Origin of the sequence: Vibrio chemaguriensis, assembly GCF_012275705.1 — a bacterium.
Classification (GTDB): domain Bacteria; phylum Pseudomonadota; class Gammaproteobacteria; order Enterobacterales; family Vibrionaceae; genus Vibrio; species Vibrio diabolicus.
Map to the genome: position 1 here is coordinate 272321 of NZ_SHOE01000003.1, position 24645 is coordinate 296965.

Consider the following 24645-nt stretch of genomic DNA (forward strand, 5'->3'; position numbering starts at 1 on the left):
GGGTATGAAAAATACTCACCAATAATGGAGGACACTTTGCGCTACTCACTTAAGCAATTAGCGGTTTTTGACGCAGTTGCAGATACCGGCAGTGCAAGCCAGGCCGCAGAGAAACTGGCTTTGACACAATCAGCGACAAGTATGTCGCTTGCGCAATTAGAAAAAATGCTTGGCAGGCCTTTATTTGAAAGGCAGGGCAAGCAAATGGCGTTAACCCATTGGGGTATGTGGTTACGACCAAAAGCAAAACGCTTATTACAAGACGCACTGCAGATTGAAATGGGCTTTTATGAGCAACATTTGTTAAGCGGTGAGATTCGCATGGGCGCGAGTCAAACTCCGGCAGAGCATCTGGTTCCAGACCTTATCAGTATCATTGATAATGACTTTCCAGAAATGCGTATTTCCCTTGGTGTGCAGAGTACAAAAGGGGTTATTGATGGCGTATTAGATTATAAATATGATTTAGGGATCATCGAGGGGCGTTGTGACGATAACCGTTTGCACCAAGAAGTCTGGTGCCGAGACCATCTTACTGTTGTCGCTGCATCTCATCATCCTTTTGCTCGCAATCAATCTGTAAGCCTCGCGCAGTTAGAACAAGCGAAGTGGGTGTTGAGAGAGCATGGCTCTGGCACACGAAAAACATTTGATAGCTCTATTCATCATCTAATTGAAGATTTGGATGTGTGGCGAGAGTACGAGCACGTTCCGGTGTTACGCAGCTTAGTTGCTAACGGCCAGTACCTTACTTGTTTACCGTATTTAGATGTAGAGCGATATATAGAAGCGGGTCATCTTGTTGCGTTAAATGTGCCCGAGCTAAAAATGGAAAGGACACTTTCATTTATATGGCGAGCTGATATGGCAGAAAACCCACTAGTCGACTGCATTAAACGAGAAGGTCTGCGCATGATGAAAGGTAAGCCTTCGGTATTGTAAGTTACTACTCAATACACTCTAGAAGCACAGCAATGCCACTCGCTTAATTGGGAGTGGCATATTTCTATGTACAGTATACTGAACTTCGAAGAACAAGTGTGATTCAGGAGCTTTTATGCACTCACTTGGTGACCCATGATTCTGCACGCCGATATTAGCTTCCCAGTCTCGTTAAAGCTTGCTGGAGTGACCTATTGGAGCTATCCAACACACATCCTTTTTACCTAGCACTAGAAATACTCATTCCCTAAATCTGTTGATTTATCGGTTGCGTCAAACTTTTAGTGCAAGTCATGAAATTGTTATAATCTTATTGTGATCATTATCACCGATAAACAAGACTGATGTATCTAACATGTGTCCTTGATTTCAATGTATGAAGGCAGTTATTGAGCCATATGGGTACGATAATAGCCAAGCAGGTACGACTACCATGACGACACTTTTAGCTATCTCTATCACTACTGGAATTTTATCTGGCGTATGGGGTTGGATCGCCATTTCTTTAGGTTTGCTTTCTTGGGCTGGTTTTTTAGGTTGCACGAGCTACTTTGCTGCGCCAACTAGTGGATTGAAAGGACTTGGTATCAGCTTAATCACTAATATGACGGGTGTATTCTGGGCAATGGTAATTATCCACGGTTCAACTTACGTTGGTTTGGAAATTATCGGTTATGTGATTACCGCTATTGTGGCATTTTTCATGTGTATTCAAGCGAAACAGGCTTGGCTCGCGTACATTCCAGGCACTTTTATTGGTTCCTGCGCAACATTTGCCGCTGATGGAAACTGGCAACTTGTCATTCCATCTTTGCTGCTAGGTGGTGTGTTTGGTTATCTAATGAAAGCGACTGGACTTTGGTTGCATACGAAATCAAGCACTACTTCTTCTACGCTTGCTGAGCAAGCACAGTAGTGAACCCCCGATCTTATTTGTATCCACTGTGTATTGAGTTTTATCCCTCTCAATACCTTTAATCAAAATTAATGATGTTTGATACAAGCACACCAATTTGGTGTGCTTTTTTTGTATTACAAGGCAAGGTGTGAGTGTGAAATACTCTAACTCATGTATTGCCGTTTGCCATGGTGACAACGCGCTTAAGTGTCCAACGCAGAAGTACAGGAATGCACTCCATACCTCTCTCTTCACAGTGAGATACAATGGCCAAAGCTAAGTCCGGTTTTGCATGCTTTTTCAAAACACGGTTTACTACTTTTTTAGCTGGGATAGGGTGATCATGAGGAACTTTGATGATGTCCTTAAAGAAAAGTTCAAACCCATGATTGTATAGAAAATGTTCGATATCTCGATCAGGTAACTCTGTAAGTCTATGCCTTTCCTGATCATGATCGAGTTGCGCTCTCACGGCATGCGCGTACTTTTTACCTGCCGGGTCACCATCGGTAACAACATGCCAGTCGATACCGAACTCTTTTGCCACTTTGATCAGTGACTTTAGTCCTGACTGTGCAAATTCAACGATTTGAACTCCTTCCGCAGCTAAGTCATATCCGCATTGACGAGCCAGTTCATGAAATAACCAAACTTCAGTTTCGCCCTCTACGAGTAACCAACACCGTGCAAACAACGCCCCTGAGCGATGAAAACGAATGTGGAAACCAATTCGGCGTAACTCATCTCTACCAAACTTGGCAGAGTTTAAGCTCTTGGCAATGGTTCGGTCTGACAAGCGAATCAAACGTCGGATTGAATAAAGTGGAACCGAGCCAAGTAACGTACCGCTGTTGGTAGTTAAAATCTTTTGCATTGGCAACAACTGCAATAATGACCACGCTCTAGCGAGATGAGTCGGATGTAGTCGGCCTTCAGGGTCCTCGATAATCAATATCGGTCTTGCGCAGCGTCTTAAATCGGTAGGGCCTTTTGCTTGAAGGTAAGCATTGAGAAGCCCCATTAAAAGCAAGCGGCTCTGTTTATCATTTGTTTCCTTAAGGAATTGACTTAATCCTTTATCAGAGGAAGGGCTTGTATAAAAAAGACCATCACGAGGTTTTCGTGGGTTACCTTTGCTGACGCTGCGGAACGCAAAATAGTGTTCGACAAGTGTTTGCATTGAATCGAGACTACTGCGAATCTCACCCTTGTTTACGTGCCCAGGCATCGCCAATAGCCGTCGGCAGGTGTTGTTGATTCGTTTTTCAATCCGAGCATTTTTGCTGTCGCCGTTGACGTGGTTTAAATCTGGGAAGCGTCGGGAGTCTCGTAGGCGGATAACAGGGTGAAGAGTCATCAACTCTACAGCGAGTTTCTCAGAGTGGTGCAGTTTCTTCGGCTTGCCGTTATGATCCAAAAATGCGTATTCAGTTTTAATATCATACTCGTCGCGAGACGCACTAATTCGATAGTAAATGACCTGCTCACCATCCTCGTTTGTGCACCATGCAGGTTTTATCCGTCGATAACGCCCAGCTTTTACTTCGTTCTTGTCTTGTGCTTTAAAGCAAACAATGATCTGCAAGTGTTGGGTTTGTGGATGAGAAATTGAATAATCAACGTGAAAATCTTTTAATTCGAATTGATACAATGAGCCATTAGCAGGTAGCGCGATAGAAAGGGCATCGAGCAATGATGATTTGCCCCACGTGTTCTCACCGATGAGCGTAGTGAGTTCGTCAAAAGAGAGTGAAAGGCGTTTGATGCCTCTAAACCCGGAGATTTCGATGCGTTCTAGTCTCATCTCAATCCTCCTTGCAATTATTTGAATTATAGAGAGTTATTTTGCTACTCCTAAGCATATATTAATTCGAAATATTGGAGTTAAGCTCAGTTCACAAAATTACGAGAGCCCCTTAATGAATAGAGACCGCAACAAGCGACGCTTGCTTTCAAAAGTAGTGTAGATAGCATCGTGATCACTTAAACATGAAATCAAAAAATCACAGTTTCATAAAATTCATGATTCTGTCATGATTCACTTCTTATTATTATAAGGAATGAAAAGAGAGAAGATGAAGATGAATAACAATCATAAGCCAGTGAGAATCAAACTGGCACACATCAATGACACACATTCCTACTTTGAGCCAACGTCATTACAGTTAAAGCTTAAGATCAACAATGAACTCACGCTAGAGCCATACGTGAGTGCTGGCGGGTTTTCTCGCATCGCAACCCGAGTAGAGCAGCTACGAGACGACGCTCAGCGTCAAGGGCATGGGATGTTATTTCTCCATGCTGGTGACTGTTTCCAAGGCACACTTTATTTCTCATTATTTAAAGGTAAAGCCAACGCCGATTTGTTGAATGCGTTAAAGATTGATGCGATGGCGTTAGGCAACCATGAACTGGATATGGGTAATGAACCTGTTGCCTTATTCTGTCAACGCACTCAGTTTCCATTGCTTGCTGGTAACTGGGATCTATCAAATGAATCGCTTCAAAAGCCTCACCGAGTCAGCGATAGCAACAATGTGTATAGCTATCAAACGGAGACACAAAGCGCACAATACATCGTCAAAGAGTTTCATGGTGAGCAGGTTGCGATTTTCGGATTATCCATTGATAAAATGAGCGATATCGCGAACCCAGATGTAGATACGCCATTTAAGTCTGCAATTGAAACCGCTAAGGCGACCGTAAAACAAATTCACTCCTCTGGTATTAAAAATATCATTCTTCTGAGCCACTTAGGTTATGAAGGTGATTTAGAGTTGGCTGAACAAGTTGAGGGGATTGGTATTATTGTTGGTGGACATAGCCACCGACTGCAAGGCGATTTCTCATCAATAGGTTTAGGGCAAGATGACCCTTATGGTGTCAAAGTAAAAGATACCTACGTTGTGCAAGCGGGCTTTCATGCTTTGACTATGGGGCACTGCGTCATTGAATTTGATGAAAACGGCAAAGCAACCATGCTGAGTGGTCAAAATGAACTGTTACTTGGCCGACGTATTTTTTGGGACTCGACACTAAATCAACAGCTTGACCAAGGCGTATTCGAAACCGCGTGTGACTTTATCCATGGTCAACCTAATGTGGTGGTCTGTAAGAAACACCCGGAGACTCAAGCAATCCTAAGTGATAAATACATCCCTCGGGTAAGGCAGTTGCAGTCACAAGTCATTGCCAGTATTGACACCAAAAAGCGTCATGTGCGAATCCCAGATGAGTTTGGTGAGAGCGAGCTGGCTTCTTCTGTTGCTCGTTCATTTTTGTACAGCCTAAATAAACGCGGGCATGAGGTTCAATTTGCGATTCATAATGCGGGTGGCGTGCGAACATCATTGAATCCTGGCAACATCACAGTGGCAGATATTGCCGGACGATTGTTGCCTTTTGCCGTTCCGATCGGCTTTTACGACGTAAAAGGCAGTGCTATTCGCCGAGCACTTGAAGGCGCCATAAACAATGCACTCAACAATGATGTGGAAGGTACTGGCTCTGGCAGTTATCCATACACTTACAATTTAAACTTTGAGTACCGAGCTGATGCCCCTAAAGGTGAAAGAATTCAGTCATTAGCAATTTTTGATGGTCAACAATGGGTCGACGTTCAAGACGACACCTGGTATCGAGGCACTTCCTCCGCTTATACCATGAAAGGGAAAGAAGGTTACGATGCGCTACTGGAGATGAAAGGCGAGGGGCGTGTAACCAACTTATCCATGGCAGACTGTTTTATTGAACTTCTGACCGATGAGCCAAACTGCTTGAATCAAAGTCACAAACTTTATACACAGCAACACAGATAGTAGATATTGGTATCGATTTTGCTGTCCTTCAATTGCTACATGCGATGATTAGGGTGGCAGTATGTGGAATAAAGATTGGACAGATACGGCAGTGGTGGTTGCTTGGGTCGCAATTTGGTCAACGTTAGTTTACTTTGTACCTTTGAGTGGTTTTTGAATTGCTAATAACACGGAAGTTAGGAAAGGAGCAGTTATGCTCCTTTTTTGTGTATATGTTCTCAGAGACATCGCTCCGACTCTTAAATGTATCACCTTGAGTCACTTGCTGATCTTTACATCTAACAAAAGTTCACGAGGTTGAACCAATTCCTTTGTTTTTATATTTCTTTCTGATTTTTAATAAGAATTTTATTTCGATTGGACAAAGCTTTTTTGTTGGAAAGCGTTACATTCGGCGTTATCATTGCGGCGTTTGGGGAGTAGTTAGCGCAAGTTTACTTATCGTCATCTCGTTAAGCATCAGCTTATCCGGTAAGTAAAGGTGTTGCGTGATTCATCCACGCCGACACTTCAACGAGACCAACGCATTCATTGACTGGCAGCACATGATTACTATGTGACTGCTTGTTGTTATTGTCTGCGGAAGGTCACCAAACTCATGTCCTTCCGCCATGGGAGGAAGCATGTCTCTTATCGAAAGTACCACCCAATTGAGCCAATCGGCACCACTTCAAGAGTCATTAGCGATGTATGGCGCTTTTGGTCTTTTTACGCTTGCTCTTGTTGCGCTTGATATCTATCAAACGCGTGGTGGCGTTATAACGATGAAAAAAGCCATCCTTTGGAGTGTTTTTTGGTTCTTACTTGCCTTTGTTTTTGCAGGTTCTATCTATTTATTCTGGGACTTTTACGCACCGCACAGCACGTATACGAACGATAAAGCAACGGTTTCATTCTTAACAGGCTACTTACTAGAGAAGTCGCTAAGCGTGGATAACTTGTTTGTGTTTGCCATCATCTTTGCACAATACAGTGTGCCGGAGCATTTGCGTCCGCGAGCGCTGCTTTGGGGCGTGATTGGTGCGTTAGTTCTACGGGCTATCATGATTGCGGTTGGTGCTCAGTTACTTGCGCAGTACCACTGGGTGTTGTACCTCTTTGCCGCATTCCTTATTTGGACAGGTATTAAGCTTGCTCGCGACAAAGGTGAAGCAGAAGAGGTTAACCCATACCCTGAGCAGTTTATTCGCAGAATATTGCCAGTTACGGATGATTACCAAGGAAATCACTTAATCTTAAAGCAAGCTGGTAAGTGGGTGGCAACACCAATGCTGATCGTAGTCGGTGTAATTGCAGTGATGGATGTAATGTTTGCACTGGATTCTATACCTGCCATATTCGCGGTAACACGAGAGCCATTTTTAGTCTTAGCCGCGAACGTGTTTGCACTGTTGGGTTTGCGATCTTTGTACTTTGTTCTGCAAGCGATGTTAGACAAGTTTGTGTACTTAAAACCAGCATTATCGGTGATCATGATGTTTATCGGTGTAAAGATGTTATTGGTGGGAACAGAGTATGAGATTCCGACAACGTGGTCACTCACATTCTTAATCGTTGTGATGACATCAGCAGTTGTGGCATCGCTCCTCAAAAATAAGTCGAACAGTCGCTCTAGCGTTAAAATTACTAATCAAAAAATATAAGTAAAGCGCTAAAAATAAAATAAATAACGAAACTTAATGTTAAAAATATGTTGTTAGTCGAGATGACTTTATGCAGGTAACGTTAAGTTATTCAACATAATTAGACGATTTATGACTATTTATGCTGTTATTATTCATTTGTATTTTTGATGTTTGTAATGGACTTGTTTTATTAGATAATCTAATCCGAATGGGTAAAATTTGTCATTTCTTAAACAATAAGAAACTGACTAATATACAACCAACAAAACAGACTACTGCTTTAAAGAGAGGCAATCATGGCACAAGCAATGCAAATGACAAATGTAGCTTTACCAACCTCTATGGATAAGAAAACCTACGCGGTTAACTTCAAAGGACTGATTGCTCACTTACTAGACATTCTATTCGTAGATAATACTGCACCACGCAGTTACTATGCGGAAGATTTGTCAGCTCACATTCAAAAAGATATCGGTATGTACCGTTAATCTTGAAATAATGAATGAAAATACCGGCTTATAAGCCGGTATTTTTTTAGCTGCTCAAACGCGAATAACGGAGCTAGAACTCTATACAGAGTCAATCCGGAGTAGAGGAGCTTATTCCAAATTGGTGTTCATTAGAAATGAAAACGGGGCACTAATAGTGCCCCGTTTTGACTTGTAGAGTAATACGATATTACTTCTTACGGCAGTATTCTGCGATCACGTACATTGACTGACCGCCATTTGCCTTGCCCGAAACTAGTTTCGGATCATCACCAAGGCTGATACCACGGATCACTGTGCCTTGTTTGATTACTTGGTTAGTGCCTTTAACTGGTAGGTCTTTGATTACCGTTACATCGTCACCTTTCTTAAGTTCAGTGCCGTTGCAATCTAACGTTTTGTCATCATCAGACATACCCTTCATCGCCCAGTTCATTTGCTCTTCTTCCATGTACATCATGTCAAGAGCATCTTGAGCCCAGCTTTCAGAGTTTAGGCGAGTGAGTTGGCGCCATGCTGTCACTTGTACTGCAGGAACCTGGCTCCACATGCTTTCGTTTAGACAACGCCAGTGGTTAATGTCTTTTGGCTCATCGATCTCACCCAGACACTTATCACAAACCATGATAGCAGTATCAACGGTCACGTTACCGTGAGGTGGGACAGCGTATGCTGTTAGTTGAGATTCAGAAGAACACAGTTCACATTTTGACTCGCAGCGCGCAAGCAGAGTAGCTTCAATAGACATAAGGACTCACCTTAGTAATGTTATTTTGTGGCGGTATTATCCACTTTATCCTGAGAAATAAAAGGGTGTTAGCGAATTAAAGCCGAGATTTTACAATATTCCAACCTGATTAGGGTGAAGATGTAAAATATTCGCTAAACAAATAATACCTGTATATAAGAAAATGCATTGATTGTTTTGAATGATGAATTGGTTGCTTCATTTCTTGAGGAAGTTAGAGGTTCGTTGGGAGTATTGACTGCGCTCAGAAGTGTGGGAAAAGCCCTCTAAAAATATAGAGGGTATATTGCTAGCGTTCAATAATCTGTACTATTTGATCTTTTGAAATGCTCATTTCTTTCCCATCCATGTCTTCATACTCGTACATACCCGTTTCTTCGTTAAGGTCCGGTTTACCGTAAGAAGTAATAATTTTTCCTTCATTTGTCGACATAAGATATTGGCTACTTCCGCATGCAGCAAGAAGTAAAGCAGTGGCCATTATAGTGAATATGCGCATAGAGTTTTCCTTTCAAACAAGTAAGTTAGGTACGACACCGATTTAACTATAGCAAAGGATATACGGGACGGTTTTTTATGATAGAGAACGAAAAAGCCCAGTCGAAACTGGGCTTTGGTAAGAAAGGTGATACGATTACTTCAGAACGGAAGTATTAGTCACACCCGTTAAAGTGTCATCCATTAAGAAGTCTGTGTTTTCCATTTGCATCTCAACGTGATGGTCAATATCAGACAGAGTGCCATTTGGCGAAGCAAAAGTACTGTGCGATGCAGCAGCATTAAACTGTACAAAGCTCGCAGTTGCATTCACAGTAGTGTCCGTACTGTTCACAGTTTTCAACCCTAGCTTATTAGCAAGCGGTTCAGTACCCGCGAATGGTGCATTTGGAACGCTGTTTGGCACTGTGCTATCACCCTCAACCTCGGTCATCAGGAATGGTGTAGTTAGTGAACCAGAAGCGACCAAATCTGAGGCGTTTGTGAACGGGTCGACTGTATCTAGCGTTGTTTGTGCTGCATAGATAAATTGTGAGAAACCTGCTTCTAAAGCTGCTACTTGAGCTTCCGTTGCCGCAGCCTCAAATGCTTCGTAACATGTTTTATCTTCTAGATCCGCACATGATGCATCAGCGTAATTCGCATAGTCTTTTGATGCTGCATAAGCGAGGTTATGTTTGATCTGAGGGCCGTAATTGTCTGAACCTAGTAACAAATTACCAATTTGACCACCAGAGTTCTGTACTGATGCAGAGCTAAAGGTGTACAGCGCATCCGCAGTAGGGCTGCCTAGCGTGTTATTTGCTGCTGCGACGGCAGATGTAGCCACAATACCGCCAAGTGAATGACCTAGCATTTTGACTTTTGAACCCGTCATTGGGTTGAAGCCTTGCAGAGGACCTCCAGCTAAAAGACCGCCTTGCGCCGATACTACCAAGCTAGCGCGCAAACCCAATACATCCAGTACACTTTGACGTAGATTGTCACGCGCAACGGCTAAGTTGGAAAGATTTAGGTAAGCCAGTACATTTGCATTTGCGGAACGTTGTTCATCTAAACTACGTGTGCCATGAATAGGTAAGTCAATTGCGATAACAGCCACACCTGCTTTTACCATATTGAACGCGAACGCGTACGCATTCTCTTTTGCTGAAGTGATGCCGTGTTGATAAATCACAACGTCGGTCGCGACACCAGATTTAGGTGTGAAGACAAGTACTTCGACATCTTCTACCGATTTAACGACTGGAACTGGGGAGTAGCGAGTCACAATACGTTCACTGTCGAGTTGGGTACCATCGCTTAATGTGAGTTTAGCACCCACCAGTTTTAGCTGCTCTGTAGGATCGGTTGCAAGCTTTGTCACGTCAACAGGGTTATTTGCGAAAACGCCGGTTGATAGCTGCTGAACCATGTTCGCTTGCTCGTTCGGATCCGCCAGTGCTGCACTTAGCTTCGCTAGGCTTGGCATCGCAGATACCATTGGCTGCATGTTCCAGTTTGCCCCTTTTTCTAGATAATGAGGCAGTCTGACCACACCTTGAGTCACATTTACATCGGCACCTGACTTCGCATAAAGGCCTTTAATTGCCGTTTTTGCCGCGTCTAGGTCACTAACGTACTTACTAAAGTCATCGTCAGAGTCTAGCGCAGTGCTAAAGTCTTGGGTTGCACCAAGTGTCATTGTGTAGGCTGTTGATAAATCTACTGAACCTTCGTTCGCATCGTTTTTGTAAACGGCGTTTAGTGTATTTGCACCTGTTGAGAAACCGGTTGCGGTTACACCTTTAACCGCCGCCAAAGTATCACCTACAGACTGAGTGCTGAACCATGAGGAGTAAACGATGTCGTCAGGGTTAACTTGAGCTAGACCAAAAATGCCTTCCACCGCTTGTGTCACCGCTTGAATAGAAGCAAGAGCACCAGTTTCATAAACGATTTCTTTAGATTTACCTGTCGCGTAACTGGCTGATGTACCGATTGGCTCACCATTCACGTCAGTAACATCTTGTGTTACTGCAAAAATGTACTCGCTTGACTCATCAAGCGCATCCATGAACTGGATATATAGAGAGTTGCCTTTTGCTTGAACAACGTAGTCTTGGTTCTGAACGAGAGCTTCTTCGATTGGGTTAGACTTACCATCCCACTCGGTCAAACGTTGATTAATCTTGATGACTTTAATACCAGACGGCAGCATACCCGTTGCAAAACCATCGCCTTTAAAGTTCAGAACGATTGGCATAGACGTTGACCATCCATCCATCGTATTCATCGAGGCTCTAGGGTTGGTTAAGGCATCATCACCGTCAGTTGGCAGACCAAGCGTGCCATCTGTTGTGTCCATTAATAAGTAAGAGGGCGCAGGTACATCCGCATTCGCCCCTTGAAGCGTAAAGCTGATAGATGTTCCACGGTCGAGCAGTGCTTGGACTTCATCTTCAAATTGAACTTTGTCGGAAGTACCAGAGCTTGATGTATTATCACCACAACCAGCAAGAAGGATTGCAGAACAAAGCATTGATAATTTAAACGTGTGTTTCATTGGTTTACTCCGTAATCCCATTATTTGAAGGTGTAGTTCATCTGTACCGCGCTGATGTAAGCAGTACCTTCAGAGTCGAACTTGATCTCTTCATCCTGAGCGTTCGTCTCGGTGAAAGAGCCTGATTTACTCTTAACAAGTGCAAAGCCTGCATCGAAAGTTAAATTCTCATTCATTGCGTAAGTCAGGCCCGCGCTGTACCAAAAACGGTCACTGTCAGGGATGCTCAATGTGGCTTCACCTGCTTGTTCGTCGTATGCAAAGCCTGCACGGAATGTCCAATCCGCATTGAGGGTGTAAGTTGCACCAATAGAATAACGGTTGTTGTCTTCGTATTTCTCTGGTTTGTAGAAACATTGACCAGCAGTTCCATCATTACATTGAGGACTCGTCGCTTTCAGTTCTTTAAATGTGCTCCAATCGGTCTGTTGCCAGCCGTAATGTACTGCCCATTGTTCATTCAGTTGATGGAAAGCCGATAATTCGATAATTGAAGGGAGAGAGATTTTTAAACGGCCATCCACTTTTGGTGATGGAGCTCGGCCTGAGTCGTAACTACTGAACTCACCGTCGTCAAAATCTAGATCAACTTTAGAACGGTAACCAAAGCCAAAACGGTTGTTTTCATTTAGCTCGTACAAAGCGCCAATATTCCAACCCCAAGCAAAAGTTTCGCCTTCCATGCCGACAAGGTTATCGGACTTATTACCACCTAAAATACGGGCGAGTGCGCCTTTGTGGCGAGTCAGCTCCGCTTCCGCGTACACTAGGTTGATACCGCCACCGACACTGAAAGACTCGTTAATACGGTAAGCAACATTAGGATTAATGTTTACTGAAAGTAGGGAAGTGTCACCCGCCATGTCACCCGCAGAAATATCATCTGGATAATCAGTAGCAACACCGTATGTTGTGAACATACCGATACCCCAAGCCCAGTTATCGTTGATAGGGCTGATGTAATAACCCGCTGGCACGACTTGTAAAGGGGCAACATCTTTCGCATGTTCTTTGTTAACCGTGTCATACACATCGACTTCAGGATCGATGATAGATAACGCGCCCGAGAATTGAGCTTCTTTGAAAAGCGTCATCGCTGCTGGATTTCGTGCAAGAACGCTGGCATTGTCTGCGACCGCTCCTTCACCTGAAAATGCTCGACCAAGACCAGATGCTGAATGCTCAGCTACCTGGAAGCCCGCTGAATGGGCATTACACGCAAACAATATTGAAATTGTAAGTAGAGAGCAGTGCTTCTTGTTCATCCTTGACCCTCCTAGGGTGTCATAGTGTTGGACCGAAGTCCTTGTAATTGTTGTGTGATACTTACACCAGTTGTTAATACGTGAAATACAACTGTGATGTAAATGTAATGTTAATTGTATGTTTAATAACTTGTCAAAGTTTGAGCGTATTTTGCGTTTTAAATATGATGCATAGGTCAAACGGTGATTCGTAAGGGCATGTATTATCGTTATATTTTTTAAGAGAATGGTACGACCAGAATTGTTTTACGGGCTTTATGGTTAAATGGCATTCAAACCGAGAGATAGCGGGCTTTGCCGTTTCTGTACTTAGCAGGCATAATTCGCGCCTCGCTTTGTTGTTATTCAATAGACGCAATAGGAATCGTGTTGGAATTACTGAATGTTGAATTTTTAGGTCGTTCGTTAAGGCTCGAAGGATCGATGGCTGGTTGGCAGCAGTTATATTGGGATAACACCTTGGTGTCCCAAATAGATGCCAGTGATAATGTTGCAGACACTTGCCTTCACCAGTTTAGACTCTCTGCAGGGGAGGAAGTCCTGGTATGCCATTTGGAGTGTTCATTAACATGGCAACCGTTTGAATTGAGTTACAAGGTCACAATTAACGATGAGCTTATTAGCGAAGGTTGCCGAAATGAAAAAGACATCGAACGCCAAGTACCAGAAGTTGAGCCGCCAACGGAAAAGCGTTTAAGTGTGATAGGGCTAGTATCACTTGGAATGAAAGCACTCAAGAGTGCGAAAGTAATCAAAGTGGCGCTAGCATCTGCAAGTCTTGCTGCATATTCTTGGCTATTTTCTATCGAGTTCGCGTTAGCTTTGATCGCCTGTTTAGTTTTCCATGAGTATGGCCATATTAGAGCGATGAAGTACTTTGGAATGAAGACCAAGGGCATCTATTTGATTCCATTTCTTGGCGGTTTAGCGCTGAGTGATGAAAAGATCAACACACGCTGGCAAGATGTGGTTATCTCGATTATGGGACCATTTTTTGGTTTAGTTCTTAGCATCGCGTTTACTTTGCTTTATTGGATGACTGGAGAGGTGCTCTTCGCTGGCCTAGCAGTGTTTAACGCGTTGCTCAACCTGTTTAATCTGTTGCCTATTCTGCCACTAGATGGTGGTCATGTACTCAAAAGCATTACCTTCTCGATGAACACTTGGGTTGGATTAGTCGGCAGTATAGCTGCTGCCTTGTTGGGTATTTTTATCAGCTATTCTTTCGGGCTGACGTTGCTAGGGTTTTTATTGTTAATGGGGATGCTAGAAGTGGTCATGGAATGGAGAGGTCGACATCATAGTCATTTATTGCCGTTAACCCGTTACGGACAACTCTTCTCACTTGCTTGGTACTTGGTTTCTGTCGGTGGTTTTGTCGCTATCATTTGGTATTTTGCTACCCTTGGAGATAGCCTGTTGAGCTTGCCACTACAGATACTGGGTACTTAAACTATTCCTTATACCCATTAAAAAAGCTCCCTAGGGAGCTTTTTTGCGAAAAATAGACACTGGTAGCAGAAGTTTAGCCACATTTTGGCGCTTTCGCGTTATACGCAGGCAACTTATTTATGGTTGCTTGTAAATCTTTAATGCGCGTACTGTGCGATGGGTGAGTTGAGAAGAATTCAGGCGGTTGAGAGCCACCGGATGCAGCACTCATATTTTTCCATAAATCGACACTTTGACGTGGGTCGAAGCCTGCTTTTGCCATAAACTCAAGCCCGACAATATCAGCCTCGGATTCCTGTGTACGACCGTATGGTAAAATAACACCGTATTGGACACCGACACCAAGTGCCGCCATCGTCATTTGCTGATACTGTTTGTACTCGGAAGCTCCTATAGCAACGTTTGCCAGAGACAATCCCGCATTTGCTAACTGGCTTTGTGAAAGGCGTTCATTACTGTGGTCAGCAAGGACGTGAGCCACTTCGTGACCAATGACTGTTGCCAACTGATCTTGGTTTTTCGCGACACCTAAAAGCCCGGTGTAAACTCCGATCTTCCCACCAGGTAGAGCAAAAGCATTGACTTGTTCACTATCAAAAACAACCACCTCCCAATCTTTAAATCCAGCTTGTGCAGGAATGGTGTCAGTGATGTGTTTGGCAACGCATTGTACGTAGGCATTCGTTTTGCGATCTTTGCTGATTGGGATATCTTTCTTCATTTGTTCGAAAGATTTGGCGCCAAGCGATGACATTTCTTGATCTGAAAACATCAGGATCTGGTTACGGCCAGTCGGTGATGCGCTACATGCCGTTAAGCCCGCGATAGTTAAAAGAGCAGAGGCTTTCATCCATACCTTCATAATAGGCTCCATCTAAATTATTTTTGTTTTGAAGCAATAGTATATACCCAAATAGTAACACGATGCATGGATCAAATTATTCATCAACTGGCAAGGAGGCCAAGATGTTACACCTTGAAGTTAGACCTAAGTAAAGTCTATGCTAGCTCTCTAATAAATCGTTACAATCCGACAAACCAATTTGTGAAATTAAGAGTAAAACAATGAGTATATGGAAAAAGCCCGTTAGCATAGAGATTCTGAATGCGACATCAAAAAATACCCTGATCGAGCATCTACAAATTGAATACACAGATTTCACGGATGACTCCCTTACAGCAACCATGCCTGTATGTAGTTTTACTCATCAACCTTTAGGAATGCTTCATGGTGGCGCTTCTGTTGTACTCGCAGAAACATTAGGCTCTTTAGCTGCGAATTTCTCTGTTGATGAGGGGAGTTACTGTGTCGGTTTGGATATCAACGCGAACCATGTACGTGCAATGCGAAGTGGTCATGTGATTGGTACGGCAAAACCCGTACACCTTGGCGTTTCAACACAAGTGTGGCAAATCGACATAACTGATGAACGAGGCCGATTAGTGTGTACCAGTCGCTTAACTATCGCAGTGAAGCAACATAAAACGAAGTCGGTATAAAGCAAGATGGTGATTGAGTTTTCATTAGGAAAAATCATTGCTACCCAGCGTGAAATCGTGATTAAGCTCTCCGGCAGTGCAATGGTAACCTTACAAGCGCAAACCGATTCTATCCAGTTACTGGGTAGAGGAGCGAACGTTGTTTTATCTCATGGTGCAGAGTGTAAATGGTCTATCAAGCTGGATAATGAGGAACAACTTGCCGATCTTGCACGAGAAATTGGCATCGATATTCAATAATTTACTGCGTGACGTTTGCACTTTTTGATAAAAATGAGGAAACTTAGCTTATCAACAATAAGATAAGAATTTCCTCTTTATGAGTAGCCCTCGTTTACGTGTTCAGTTCGAAACACTGTTTGAAAAATTCGCCGGTCACGATACGGACGTTCAGCTAGAAGACATTACCGAAGCGCTGTTTTGTACACGTCGCAATGCCCGTATTGTTCTCAATAAATTAGAAGAGGAGGGCTGGATTGAATGGCATCCAGCGGCGGGTCGAGGAAAACTCTCAAAACTCGTTTTCAAACGTAATCGTAGCGACGTCAGTGAAAACCTCGCCAGACGTTATCTTGACGAAGGGAAAATTGGCCAGGCTCTAGATGCGCTTGATAACGACGCGGCTCGATTAACGCAGGTTATTCAGGGTTATTTAGGGCTTCAGCATCGACAGGGCGAGCAGGTGGTACGTTTGCCTTATTATCGACCATTGGCGATGTTAAACCCACAGAAACCGATGCGGCGTTCTGAACAGCACATCGCCAGACAAATTTTTAGCGGGCTAACTCGCCTTGATGAAAATGAACAACTTCAGCCAGATTTAGCCCACACATGGGAAGCCATTTCTGATACACACTGGCGTTTTTATCTTCGTCGTGGGGTGCGTTTTCATAATGGTGAACCGTTATCAACCAGTTGTGTACTTGAAAGTGTGCTTGCACTAAGTAGCTTGAACCTGTTTTCTCATATAAAAAAGGTATCTTCACCACAGGAATGGACCGTCGATATTGAACTCGTCCGTCCTGACCGCTACCTGCCTTTGGCGCTGAGTGAGTCGCAAGCAAAAGTTTTGCTACCAAGCGCTTTGCGTTCAGAAAACTTCGATAGACAACCGATTGGGACAGGGCCGTTCCAAGTTAAAATGAATGATGATAAGCGTCTCATTTTGACTGCTTTTGATGGCTACTTTGGCTTTCGTCCCTTACTGGACCAAGTTGAGGTGTGGGTAATTGATGAAGCGTACTCTTCAATGGTCTATCCAAGCTTGTCTAAGCCAAAGATGGATAAACAAGGTTCATCTGATGAAGTCGAGCTTGATCCTGGCTGTACATTCCTATTACTAAACAAAAACACCGGGATTGCAAAAGACCCTCGCTGGGCAGAATTCTTGTCACAAACTCTAAACAGTCACCAAATTTATGCTCATGTTCCTCAGGATAAAGTGATGGAACTGGGAGTATTGCAAGCCTTTGGCCTTAAGCCAGGTTGGATTGACCTTAGGCCAGCAGAGGCGGGCAGCGTGCCGCAGGTTGATAAGGTGATTTCCGTAGCGTATCAGAAAAAGCATCCGATGTTTCCAGTAGTTGCCAAGGCCATCAAGACTCTCTTAAAACCGCACGGTATAGAGGTCGAGTTTATTCGTTATGATTCTCAACCGCCCGCACCGGAGGAAGTGGATATTTGGGTGAAAGCCATGGGCATTGCAACGAACCGAAATGACGCGTTAGCGGGCTGGCTTCTGGATTACAGTGATATTGAAAAATTCAGCTCTGGTTACGATTTTAGCGACTGGGCTAAGCTCGTTGATCAGTGGCGTGCTGGTGTTTATCCAGACTTCCCTGCACGTGAGTTAGGACGTCAGTTGGTAAAAAGTTGTCAGGTGATTCCGATGTTTCACTGCTGGTTGGGTGTCAATAAAGACCACAGCGGCGCCTTACAAAATGCAAAGTGTAATGCCTTAGGTTGGTTTGACTTTAATAACGTATGGGTAAAACCTGATATAGAAATGAATCATGGCGAAACCGAATAAGAAACAGCCGACGAAAACCGTCGATATCTATTGCTCAAAGTGTAAAACTCAACTATTCAAGTACCGTAAAGGCGGAAAAGGCGCACTGGTCAAGTGCTTCAAAGAGCGCATTGTTGACGATTTCACACAAACCCCATGCACCTGTCCCAGTTGCGGGCAAGAGTTTGCAAGAGATACCCTAGTGAGAGGAACGCCCGCTTACAAAATGATTGGCGGCAAAGTGACAATGAAATAATGAAGGGCTAGAAAATGAGTATAAAACATGACTACTGCATGGTGTTAAGCACAACCAGCAACGAAAAAAATCGAGATCAGATCATTAAAGGTTTGCTAGATGCCCAATTAGCCGCGTGTATTCAAACGATGCCTATTGAAAGTCACTATGTATGGAAAGGGGAGATTTGTACTGACAACGAATGGTTGCTGGTGATCAAAACTCGTCGAGAGCTCTATGAATTGGTGGAAGAGAAAATAGAAAACCTGCACGAATATGAAGTAGCACAGATCGTACAGGTTCCAATTGTTGATGGGTTTAACCCTTATTTAGAGTGGCTGAGAGAATCGACGCTGAGCCGACATTAAAAACAGCGACAACGCTGCACCGACGGTGTCGCACAACATATCTTTCTGGGCGTCCCATATGTCACCTTGTGAGCCCAGAAAGGCGATTCCTTCATCGCCGCCAGCCAATTCTGCATACCACCATTCGATAATCTCATAGCCTGCAGCAAGCGACATGATCGCAAACAAAGCAAACCAGCAAGAGAACGTTTTGTTGAACTTGTTCTTGTGTATCAAGTATTCAGCTATCGGATACGCATAAAGGCCAATCGAAAAGTGCGCAACGCGATCAAAGTTGTTTCTATCTGAACCAATCATGTCGTTAAACCAGTCAAATGGTACTTCAGAAAACGTATATTTCGCTCCGATAGTGTGCAAACAGAGCCAAATGAACATTAAAAAGTAAGCCGTATTACTGAATTGATAGCGAATCGAGATTACCCAAATAGCAACAAGAATACCAATTGCTGGGATAATCTCTGCAAACCAAACGGCACGTGAGTTAGGTTCTAACGCAGAAAATAAAAACACGATGGCATAAAAAATCGTCAATCCTAAGAGTGTCGAGGTGCTTTTCATAGAGTTACTTGATCCTTCAATTTATCTTACAGTGGGACTCCATAGACTTGGGTAATGATTACACTTAATTGAACGGTGTGCAATTGTTATTTTGATGGTGTTTTTGATCACTGAAAATGTTGATTTATTGCCAAACTGCTCAACATTAAAACGTTTGCGCGTGCACCTTTCATTAAAGTTTGATTTACAACATGGCCATCCATAGAATCCGTGATTCAGTCTAATAAAAAAGAAGTAAAGCCATGAAACTGGAAACTGTCGATTATCTTGCTGACGATGCTGCTCAACAGTTCGTTACCTCTCTGCGCGAAACAGGGTTCGGTGTGTTGAAAAACCACCCGATTCCACAAGAGCTTGTAGAGTCAATTTACAAAAACTGGCATGAGTTTTTCTGTTCAGATCAAAAGAATGATTTTCACTTTAACGTAGACACCCAAGATGGCTACTTTCCACCTTCTGTGTCTGAAGTAGCGAAAGGGCACAAAGTGAAAGACATCAAAGAGTACTTTCATGTTTACCCTTGGGGTCAGATCCCAGAGCAACTTAAAGCTGAAATCTTAGAGTACTATGAGCGGGCGAATGCATTTGCTCAGGAGCTATTAGGCTGGGTTGAAGCGTACGCACCTAAAGACGTTCAAGAGAAGTTTTCTATCGCGTTGTCAGAAATGATCAATAACAGCGACAAAACATTACTACGCGTTCTTCACTACCCGCCAATGACAGGGGAAGAGGAGCCAGGCGCTATACGTGCTGCCGCGCATGAAGACATTAACCTGCTAACGGTTCTGCCAGCCGCTAATGAGCCTGGACTGCAAGTAAAGAGCAAAGAAGGTGATTGGATTGATGTACCCTGTGACTTTGGTAACTTAATTATCAACATTGGTGATATGCTTCAAGAAGCGTCGGGCGGTTACTTTCCTTCAACGACTCACCGTGTAATCAACCCAACGGGTGGCCGTCAAGAAAAGTCGCGTATTTCATTGCCGTTGTTCTTGCATCCAAAGCCAGAAGTGGTTTTGTCTGAGCGCTACACCGCACATAGCTACCTTATGGAACGTTTACGTGAACTAGGGGTTATTTAACCTTTACGTGATCTCCTTACAAAGGCCGATGGTTGATGACTATCGGCCTTTTGTTGTTTATGGTACAAAATGATACCCACGCTTAATTCGGTGCCACAGAAATTGGGCCTGAAACACGCGTCAGCAAGCATTTTTACCAGTACAGATGAGCAGCTTTCTCTGAGATTAGTGTGATGCTTCAATATTAAAAACAGAGAGGATGAATGGAAGGACAACGCACGGTCAGTAGTATTGAGACTCATGCAATAGAAAACCCGTTGCTTTGGCCAATGCTAGAAATTCTTAGAAAGCAGCCTTCCGATTGGAAAGTTCACACCTTAGCAAGCAAGTTGAGTGAACAGGGCTACATTTCGAAATTGGATGATTCTCCTGATAAGGATTTATTCAAACGAAATTTCTTAATCATGAACGCGCTATACCAACTGCAAGAAACGCTTTACCCAGATGCCTGGCTGCAAGTTGAAGCGATGAATATCCAGCTGATGTCTTCGTTAGAAGCTTCGAAGCATATCGTTGATATTAACGACCCTTTGCGTGAATATTATCTGGATTGGCGCAACTACGAAGCGGACGAAGATGAAGTGCGTCGATTGTTGAATGAATTTTGGACCACTTATCAAAAATTCATTGGTGGTTCGTCTACAGTCAGTGTGGATAAAACAAAAGCACTCTCACTGTTTGAGCTTAACCCTGATGCAACACCCGCAGAAATTAGAAAGCAGTGGCGAAAACTCGCGCTTCGTTGGCACCCAGATAGAGAGAATGGTGATGCAGAAAGGTTTAGAATTCTTTGTGAAGCGTGGAATGTACTGAGAAACGAATGATTCGGTATGAATAAAGATAAAGGAAGGCAGCTAACTATTAGCTGCCTTTTTTCATTGGATTGTCTCAATCAGCGTATCAAAACTAGCATGAAGGCTTAAACTGAGATTTTCTCATGCGATTAAGCGCAGCCATTACGTCTAGTGTGCGTGGTTTGGCTAAGTCCCCTTGCTTAGGAAGCGATGCATGCCACTCACCAGACAGCATTTCTTCAATTTCTTTCGCTGGATGATTACACCAGCCTGGAAGCTGAGCGATTTGGAACCATAACCAGCCAATCGTGTTGACTTCATCAGCGGACTCGATCTGTTCCAAAGCGCTAAGGTCAGTAAACTCTTTGCCAAATCGAAGTGACTCTTTGCCTTTCGCATTCACACGGAATTTACCGTCAGTGAGAATATTCATCAAAGCAACGCGATTCAGGGCGCGAGGCGAGAAAGTTTGTAAACGTTCTTCCGATTCGTTATGACGTTGAGTAGGGTGCTGAGCGATCACTTCTTTCGCTTTTTCTGTCACATCAACCGCTTGGTAGTCGTGCATCTGAATGACTGTGTCTGCAACGTCTAAATAGTCGCCTGAACCACCCATAACGATAATGGTAGAGATATCGAGATCATCTCGCAATTGACCAATGCGATCGACAAGAGGGGTAATTGGTTCATCACCTTTTGCCACCAATGCCTGCATACGTTCATCTCGAATCATGAAGTTCGTCGCAGAGGTGTCTTCATCAATCAATAACGTGCTCGCACCCGCTTCAATAGACTCTTGAAGCCAAGCGGCTTGTGATGTTGAGCCTGATGCATCTTGAGTCGAAAAGTCCGCTGTATCTTTACCCATTGGCAAATGGTTGATGTAATTCGACAGGTTCAAATGATGCACGCATCGACCATCTTCGGCGCGGATCTTCATTGCCTTGTCATCAGCTACGATGTATTCACGACCATCTCCTGGAATATGATCGTAAATCGAACGCTCAATCGCATTCAGTAAGGTAGATTTACCGTGGAAACCGCCACCAACGATTAGCGTAATGCCCTTTGGAATCCCTAATCCCGTGACATGGCCTTTGTTTGGTGCATGTAAAGTCACTTGCAGCGATTCAGGGGCCTTGAACTCAACCGCCTCTTTCATTGGGAGATCACAGTTGCCAGCAATTCGAGGAAGAATGCTGCCATTTGCGACAAACGCAACTAGGTTATTGGCTTCCAACTGTGCACGCAGGGCATCTTGGTCTTCAACAACTTGGCAATGCTCAATCAATGCTGCTTTGTCGAGTTCACGTTCTAAGGTCGCTCGACGGATAAACTTAGGCAAATGGAAAGTCAGTATGTTGTTGGCTTTTTTCCCCAACACTGAACGACCTTCAGCAGGCAAGTTAACTCGAAAACGCAGTTCAATACCTTCCTCGGTAAACAATACTGCGGTGCTATCCAACACAGTTTGGCCATTCAATGAAATGGATACGGAGTTTTCTTGTTTAGCAAACTGCTCAAAACTGCGCGCAATAAAGTCACGTGCTGCTCGTTGAAAAGCAGGGGATTCGTCTTTTAACCATTCCAGACCAGTCAAGGACCAGGCGCGAGTTGCACGAAAACGTGACGCGGAAGCATACGGATCTCCTTGTACGTGATCGATGAACAAAGTGAAATCAGTGAAGTCGTATTGACCTTTGATTTGCTGATAAGCGCGGTAGTTCTGCTTTTCAATTTTCTTAAGCGTGGCAGTCAACTGATCCATGAAGATATTGGCCTTTTAATAGAAGCGGGCGGCGATTATAGAAACCACCGCCACCTTAGTAAAGAGAATGCTTAGGAAGAGTAGGCGTATTGTCCGCCTGAAAGACGCTGATTAAACAAACTTTGCTCAAATTCATTACAAGGCATCGGTTTACCATAGAGAAAGCCTTGCCCAATATCACAACCCTCACCAATAAGAAACTGCTCTTGTTGGGGGGATTCAATGCCCTCAATAACCACTTGGAGGTCCAGTTTTTTAGCTATGTGTATGATAGAGCAAATGATCGCACGATCATCGTCCGACTTTTCCATTTGCTGGACAAAGCTCTTATCAATCTTGATGGCATCAAATGGGTATTTCTTCAAATAGCTGAAAGAGGCGTACCCTGTACCAAAGTCATCAAGTGACAATGTCACACCTAGTTCATGCAATTTGTTTAGCGTTGTGCGTGCTACTATTTCATCGGCAATTAAAGCGCTCTCGGTCACCTCGAGTTCGAGAAAATGTGCTGGTAAATGGAAGGATTCGAGTAGGTGTTGCACTTGCTCCGCAAAGTTCACGTTTTGTAATTGAATTGGAGAGACGTTAACGGCAATTTTGAAATTATCAATTAACTCCGACCACTGTTTCGCTTTGTCTATCGCGGTACGAAGAACAAAAGAGCCAACTTCAAAAATAAGTCCGTTTTGTTCAGCCATATGTATTAATGCTTCGTTGGAGACGTCGCCCAGTATTGGGTGTCTCCAGCGCAACAATGCTTCTGCGCCAATCCATTTGTGAGTATGGGGGTGAACTTTGGGCTGAAAGTACAGCATCAGGTCGTCATTTCTTACCGCTTGCAATAAGTAGCTTTCCAATTGATTGTGGTTGTTTAGCTCATTCGAATGACTTTCACAAAAATAACTATACGCTTCGCCAGACTCTTTACACAACAGCATGGCATAGCATGCATTTTGAAGAAGTTGTTTGGCATTGCTGGTTTGGTGGGCTTGAACAACACCAATGTAAGAGTTGAGGTGAACCTCTGTGTCTTTTATATAAAAGCTTCCCAAGCCAATATTGGTGATATCATCCAGTAGCTTACGCAATTTCATATCAATATCGTTGCCCCAAATGAGTAATACAAGGTCATTCGAGCTCGGCCTTCCGGTAACGAAATAACTCGATTCTCGTTTACCAAGGCGATACCGAAATTCTTTTAATATCTCGTCAAAGGCCTCAAAGCCATAACGGGTTTGGATACTGCGAGCATTACTAAAGCCAATGTTTATCACGAGCAGTGATTGCTGGCTATGATCCAACATTCCGAGTGTCTCTCCGACAACACTTTCCAGTGCTGCGCGGTTTAAGAATCCGGTTCCCTGATCGTGTGTTTTTTGATAGCTCACTTGTTTTTCTGCGGCCTTACGACGATCAATCTCTTTTGTTAGGGAGTAACTCAACTGCGCTAAATCCGTAGTACGGTTCTCAACTCGATTTTTGAGTTCATTATTAAGGCGCTGGAGTTTGTGTTGCTGATACACGACGGAGAGCTGCGCTTCGATTGAGTCTTTGAAAGTTCCGAGCAATTGGCGGTAAGTGTCGCTGTATTCATTCTTCTTGGAATCAAGCATGCAGATGGTTCCAAACGTCTCTCCGTTTGGCCAGAATAACGGTAAACCACAATAAGATATCATGCCTAGTTTGATGTCAGGGTTGTTGCACCATTCTTCATCCTCGAGCGCATTAGGAACCATGAGTTCGCTCTTATGCTCAATGACATGCTCACAATACAAACCGTTCCCGAGTAGTTCAGCATCGCCGGTACGATAGGGGTTACCTTGAGTTTCACTGGATGTGTTGACTTCAATACAATCTGGATGGATACGCATGATTAATGTGGTGGGTACGTGCGTTATTTGAGCCAGTAAGTTGACGATTTCCTGCCAACTTTTTTGCATAGACTCAGGGATTTCATAATCTAATGTTTGCAATCTCCCCATATAGGTCATCCTTTACGTGGTTTCACTTCCTGTGAATTTAAAATGTAGACTGCTCTATCTTGTTCTCGGTT

At 43.6% G+C, this 24645-nt stretch carries 22 protein-coding genes; 13 read left to right on the forward strand and 9 right to left on the reverse strand.

What is annotated here, in order from left to right:
* Nucleotides 1–36: 36 nt before the first annotated feature.
* Together EX191_RS05280 and EX191_RS05285 are read left to right on the forward strand one after the other, a co-directional pair.
* Entirely contained in the window at nt 37–942 is a 906-nt protein-coding gene (locus EX191_RS05280) for a LysR substrate-binding domain-containing protein (RefSeq protein WP_193447289.1), read from the forward strand.
* Nucleotides 943–1375: 433 nt separating this feature from the next.
* A complete protein-coding gene (locus EX191_RS05285) occupies nt 1376–1858 on the forward strand; it encodes a DUF1097 domain-containing protein (RefSeq protein ID WP_005395520.1) in 483 nt (160 codons plus the stop codon).
* 151 nt (nt 1859–2009) lie between these two features.
* Here EX191_RS05285 and EX191_RS05290 read toward each other — a convergent pair whose 3' ends face one another.
* Nucleotides 2010–3644 carry an ATP-dependent endonuclease gene (locus tag EX191_RS05290; protein WP_012842315.1) on the reverse strand — a complete coding sequence of 545 codons (1635 nt, stop codon included), beginning with the start codon at nt 3642–3644 and terminating at the stop codon, nt 2010–2012.
* A gap of 271 nt (nt 3645–3915) precedes the next feature.
* Between EX191_RS05290 and EX191_RS05295 the strand changes: the two genes are divergently transcribed.
* The 3 genes from EX191_RS05295 (at nt 3916) to EX191_RS05305 (ending at nt 7771) form a co-directional block, all read left to right on the forward strand.
* Nucleotides 3916–5658 carry a bifunctional metallophosphatase/5'-nucleotidase gene (locus EX191_RS05295; protein WP_193447290.1) on the forward strand — a complete coding sequence of 581 codons (1743 nt, stop codon included), beginning with the start codon at nt 3916–3918 and terminating at the stop codon, nt 5656–5658.
* A 623-nt stretch (nt 5659–6281) separates the two neighbouring features.
* Nucleotides 6282–7301 carry a TerC/Alx family metal homeostasis membrane protein gene (locus EX191_RS05300; protein ID WP_193447291.1) on the forward strand — a complete coding sequence of 340 codons (1020 nt, stop codon included), beginning with the start codon at nt 6282–6284 and terminating at the stop codon, nt 7299–7301.
* Nucleotides 7302–7579: 278 nt separating this feature from the next.
* Nucleotides 7580–7771 (forward strand): hypothetical protein, encoded by a 192-nt coding sequence (locus tag EX191_RS05305; protein WP_005376351.1) that lies wholly within the window; start codon nt 7580–7582, stop codon nt 7769–7771.
* A 190-nt stretch (nt 7772–7961) separates the two neighbouring features.
* On the opposite strand, the gene EX191_RS05310 is transcribed toward EX191_RS05305, so the two are convergent.
* The 4 genes from EX191_RS05310 to EX191_RS05325 all read right to left on the reverse strand — a co-directional run bounded on the left by EX191_RS05310 (nt 7962) and on the right by EX191_RS05325 (nt 12827).
* Nucleotides 7962–8519, reverse strand: a complete 558-nt coding sequence (locus tag EX191_RS05310; RefSeq protein WP_005395511.1) for a PhnA domain-containing protein — start codon at nt 8517–8519, stop codon at nt 7962–7964.
* A gap of 289 nt (nt 8520–8808) precedes the next feature.
* The gene (locus EX191_RS05315; RefSeq protein WP_041853072.1) at nt 8809–9018 is read right to left on the reverse strand and encodes a YgdI/YgdR family lipoprotein; all 210 of its coding nucleotides are present in this window, start codon (nt 9016–9018) and stop codon (nt 8809–8811) included.
* A 135-nt stretch (nt 9019–9153) separates the two neighbouring features.
* Nucleotides 9154–11562 (reverse strand): VolA/Pla-1 family phospholipase, encoded by a 2409-nt coding sequence (locus EX191_RS05320; protein WP_193447292.1) that lies wholly within the window; start codon nt 11560–11562, stop codon nt 9154–9156.
* A gap of 20 nt (nt 11563–11582) precedes the next feature.
* A complete protein-coding gene (locus EX191_RS05325) occupies nt 11583–12827 on the reverse strand; it encodes an outer membrane protein transport protein (protein ID WP_012842310.1) in 1245 nt (414 codons plus the stop codon).
* A 423-nt stretch (nt 12828–13250) separates the two neighbouring features.
* On the opposite strand from EX191_RS05325, the gene EX191_RS05330 reads away from it, so the two are divergent.
* A complete protein-coding gene (locus tag EX191_RS05330) occupies nt 13251–14279 on the forward strand; it encodes a site-2 protease family protein (protein WP_047010406.1) in 1029 nt (342 codons plus the stop codon).
* 73 nt (nt 14280–14352) lie between these two features.
* Here the strand turns inward: EX191_RS05330 and EX191_RS05335 are convergent, their stop codons facing one another.
* Nucleotides 14353–15141 carry a M48 family metallopeptidase gene (locus tag EX191_RS05335; RefSeq protein ID WP_012842308.1) on the reverse strand — a complete coding sequence of 263 codons (789 nt, stop codon included), beginning with the start codon at nt 15139–15141 and terminating at the stop codon, nt 14353–14355.
* A 203-nt stretch (nt 15142–15344) separates the two neighbouring features.
* Between EX191_RS05335 and EX191_RS05340 the strand changes: the two genes are divergently transcribed.
* From EX191_RS05340 to cutA, 5 genes are all read left to right on the forward strand, one after another.
* Entirely contained in the window at nt 15345–15779 is a 435-nt protein-coding gene (locus EX191_RS05340; protein ID WP_012842307.1) for a hotdog fold thioesterase, read from the forward strand.
* A gap of 6 nt (nt 15780–15785) precedes the next feature.
* Nucleotides 15786–16019 (forward strand): DUF3389 domain-containing protein, encoded by a 234-nt coding sequence (locus EX191_RS05345; protein ID WP_005395503.1) that lies wholly within the window; start codon nt 15786–15788, stop codon nt 16017–16019.
* Between the two features lie 79 nt (nt 16020–16098).
* On the forward strand, nt 16099–17808 hold the full coding sequence (locus tag EX191_RS05350; protein ID WP_193447293.1) for an SgrR family transcriptional regulator: 1710 nt from the start codon (nt 16099–16101) through the stop codon (nt 17806–17808).
* Nucleotides 17792–18043 carry a hypothetical protein gene (locus tag EX191_RS05355; RefSeq protein WP_012842304.1) on the forward strand — a complete coding sequence of 84 codons (252 nt, stop codon included), beginning with the start codon at nt 17792–17794 and terminating at the stop codon, nt 18041–18043. Before EX191_RS05350 ends, EX191_RS05355 begins: the two co-directional genes overlap by 17 nt.
* 14 nt (nt 18044–18057) lie before the next feature.
* Nucleotides 18058–18390, forward strand: a complete 333-nt coding sequence (cutA, locus tag EX191_RS05360) for a divalent-cation tolerance protein CutA (protein ID WP_031780471.1) — start codon at nt 18058–18060, stop codon at nt 18388–18390.
* Here the strand turns inward: cutA and EX191_RS05365 are convergent.
* Entirely contained in the window at nt 18352–18948 is a 597-nt protein-coding gene (locus tag EX191_RS05365; protein ID WP_193447294.1) for a DUF2238 domain-containing protein, read from the reverse strand. The two genes, cutA and EX191_RS05365, sit on opposite strands and share 39 nt — an antisense overlap.
* A gap of 242 nt (nt 18949–19190) precedes the next feature.
* Between EX191_RS05365 and EX191_RS05370 the strand changes: the two genes are divergently transcribed.
* Together EX191_RS05370 and EX191_RS05375 are read left to right on the forward strand one after the other, a co-directional pair.
* Nucleotides 19191–20030 (forward strand): isopenicillin N synthase family dioxygenase, encoded by an 840-nt coding sequence (locus EX191_RS05370; RefSeq protein ID WP_005376329.1) that lies wholly within the window; start codon nt 19191–19193, stop codon nt 20028–20030.
* A 203-nt stretch (nt 20031–20233) separates the two neighbouring features.
* The gene (locus EX191_RS05375) at nt 20234–20854 is read left to right on the forward strand and encodes a DNA-J related domain-containing protein (protein ID WP_193447295.1); all 621 of its coding nucleotides are present in this window, start codon (nt 20234–20236) and stop codon (nt 20852–20854) included.
* A gap of 82 nt (nt 20855–20936) precedes the next feature.
* On the opposite strand, the gene EX191_RS05380 is transcribed toward EX191_RS05375, so the two are convergent.
* Together EX191_RS05380 and EX191_RS05385 are read right to left on the reverse strand one after the other, a co-directional pair.
* Complete coding sequence (locus tag EX191_RS05380) at nt 20937–22592, reverse strand: ABC-ATPase domain-containing protein (RefSeq protein WP_193447296.1); 1656 nt, start codon at nt 22590–22592, stop codon at nt 20937–20939.
* A gap of 71 nt (nt 22593–22663) precedes the next feature.
* Nucleotides 22664–24574 carry a bifunctional diguanylate cyclase/phosphodiesterase gene (locus EX191_RS05385; protein ID WP_193447297.1) on the reverse strand — a complete coding sequence of 637 codons (1911 nt, stop codon included), beginning with the start codon at nt 24572–24574 and terminating at the stop codon, nt 22664–22666.
* Nucleotides 24575–24645 lie beyond the last annotated feature (71 nt).

What these genes read in the sequence shown, in the direction of transcription:
- EX191_RS05310 (WP_005395511.1), bottom strand. Translation starts at nt 8,519, where the DNA reads ATGTCTATTGAAGCTACTCTGCTTGCGCGCTGCGAGTCAAAATGTGAA.
- EX191_RS05375 (WP_193447295.1), top strand. Translation starts at nt 20,234, where the DNA reads ATGGAAGGACAACGCACGGTCAGTAGTATTGAGACTCATGCAATAGAA.
- EX191_RS05290 (WP_012842315.1), bottom strand. Translation starts at nt 3,644, where the DNA reads ATGAGACTAGAACGCATCGAAATCTCCGGGTTTAGAGGCATCAAACGC.
- EX191_RS05335 (WP_012842308.1), bottom strand. Translation starts at nt 15,141, where the DNA reads ATGAAGGTATGGATGAAAGCCTCTGCTCTTTTAACTATCGCGGGCTTA.
- EX191_RS05325 (WP_012842310.1), bottom strand. Translation starts at nt 12,827, where the DNA reads ATGAACAAGAAGCACTGCTCTCTACTTACAATTTCAATATTGTTTGCG.
- EX191_RS05300 (WP_193447291.1), top strand. Translation starts at nt 6,282, where the DNA reads ATGTCTCTTATCGAAAGTACCACCCAATTGAGCCAATCGGCACCACTT.
- EX191_RS05345 (WP_005395503.1), top strand. Translation starts at nt 15,786, where the DNA reads ATGGTGATTGAGTTTTCATTAGGAAAAATCATTGCTACCCAGCGTGAA.
- EX191_RS05350 (WP_193447293.1), top strand. Translation starts at nt 16,099, where the DNA reads ATGAGTAGCCCTCGTTTACGTGTTCAGTTCGAAACACTGTTTGAAAAA.
- EX191_RS05340 (WP_012842307.1), top strand. Translation starts at nt 15,345, where the DNA reads ATGAGTATATGGAAAAAGCCCGTTAGCATAGAGATTCTGAATGCGACA.
- EX191_RS05385 (WP_193447297.1), bottom strand. Translation starts at nt 24,574, where the DNA reads ATGGGGAGATTGCAAACATTAGATTATGAAATCCCTGAGTCTATGCAA.
- EX191_RS05330 (WP_047010406.1), top strand. Translation starts at nt 13,251, where the DNA reads ATGGCTGGTTGGCAGCAGTTATATTGGGATAACACCTTGGTGTCCCAA.
- EX191_RS05295 (WP_193447290.1), top strand. Translation starts at nt 3,916, where the DNA reads ATGAAGATGAATAACAATCATAAGCCAGTGAGAATCAAACTGGCACAC.
- EX191_RS05305 (WP_005376351.1), top strand. Translation starts at nt 7,580, where the DNA reads ATGGCACAAGCAATGCAAATGACAAATGTAGCTTTACCAACCTCTATG.
- EX191_RS05370 (WP_005376329.1), top strand. Translation starts at nt 19,191, where the DNA reads ATGAAACTGGAAACTGTCGATTATCTTGCTGACGATGCTGCTCAACAG.
- EX191_RS05380 (WP_193447296.1), bottom strand. Translation starts at nt 22,592, where the DNA reads ATGGATCAGTTGACTGCCACGCTTAAGAAAATTGAAAAGCAGAACTAC.
- EX191_RS05285 (WP_005395520.1), top strand. Translation starts at nt 1,376, where the DNA reads ATGACGACACTTTTAGCTATCTCTATCACTACTGGAATTTTATCTGGC.
- EX191_RS05320 (WP_193447292.1), bottom strand. Translation starts at nt 11,562, where the DNA reads ATGAAACACACGTTTAAATTATCAATGCTTTGTTCTGCAATCCTTCTT.
- EX191_RS05355 (WP_012842304.1), top strand. Translation starts at nt 17,792, where the DNA reads ATGGCGAAACCGAATAAGAAACAGCCGACGAAAACCGTCGATATCTAT.
- EX191_RS05315 (WP_041853072.1), bottom strand. Translation starts at nt 9,018, where the DNA reads ATGCGCATATTCACTATAATGGCCACTGCTTTACTTCTTGCTGCATGC.
- cutA (WP_031780471.1), top strand. Translation starts at nt 18,058, where the DNA reads ATGAGTATAAAACATGACTACTGCATGGTGTTAAGCACAACCAGCAAC.
- EX191_RS05365 (WP_193447294.1), bottom strand. Translation starts at nt 18,948, where the DNA reads ATGAAAAGCACCTCGACACTCTTAGGATTGACGATTTTTTATGCCATC.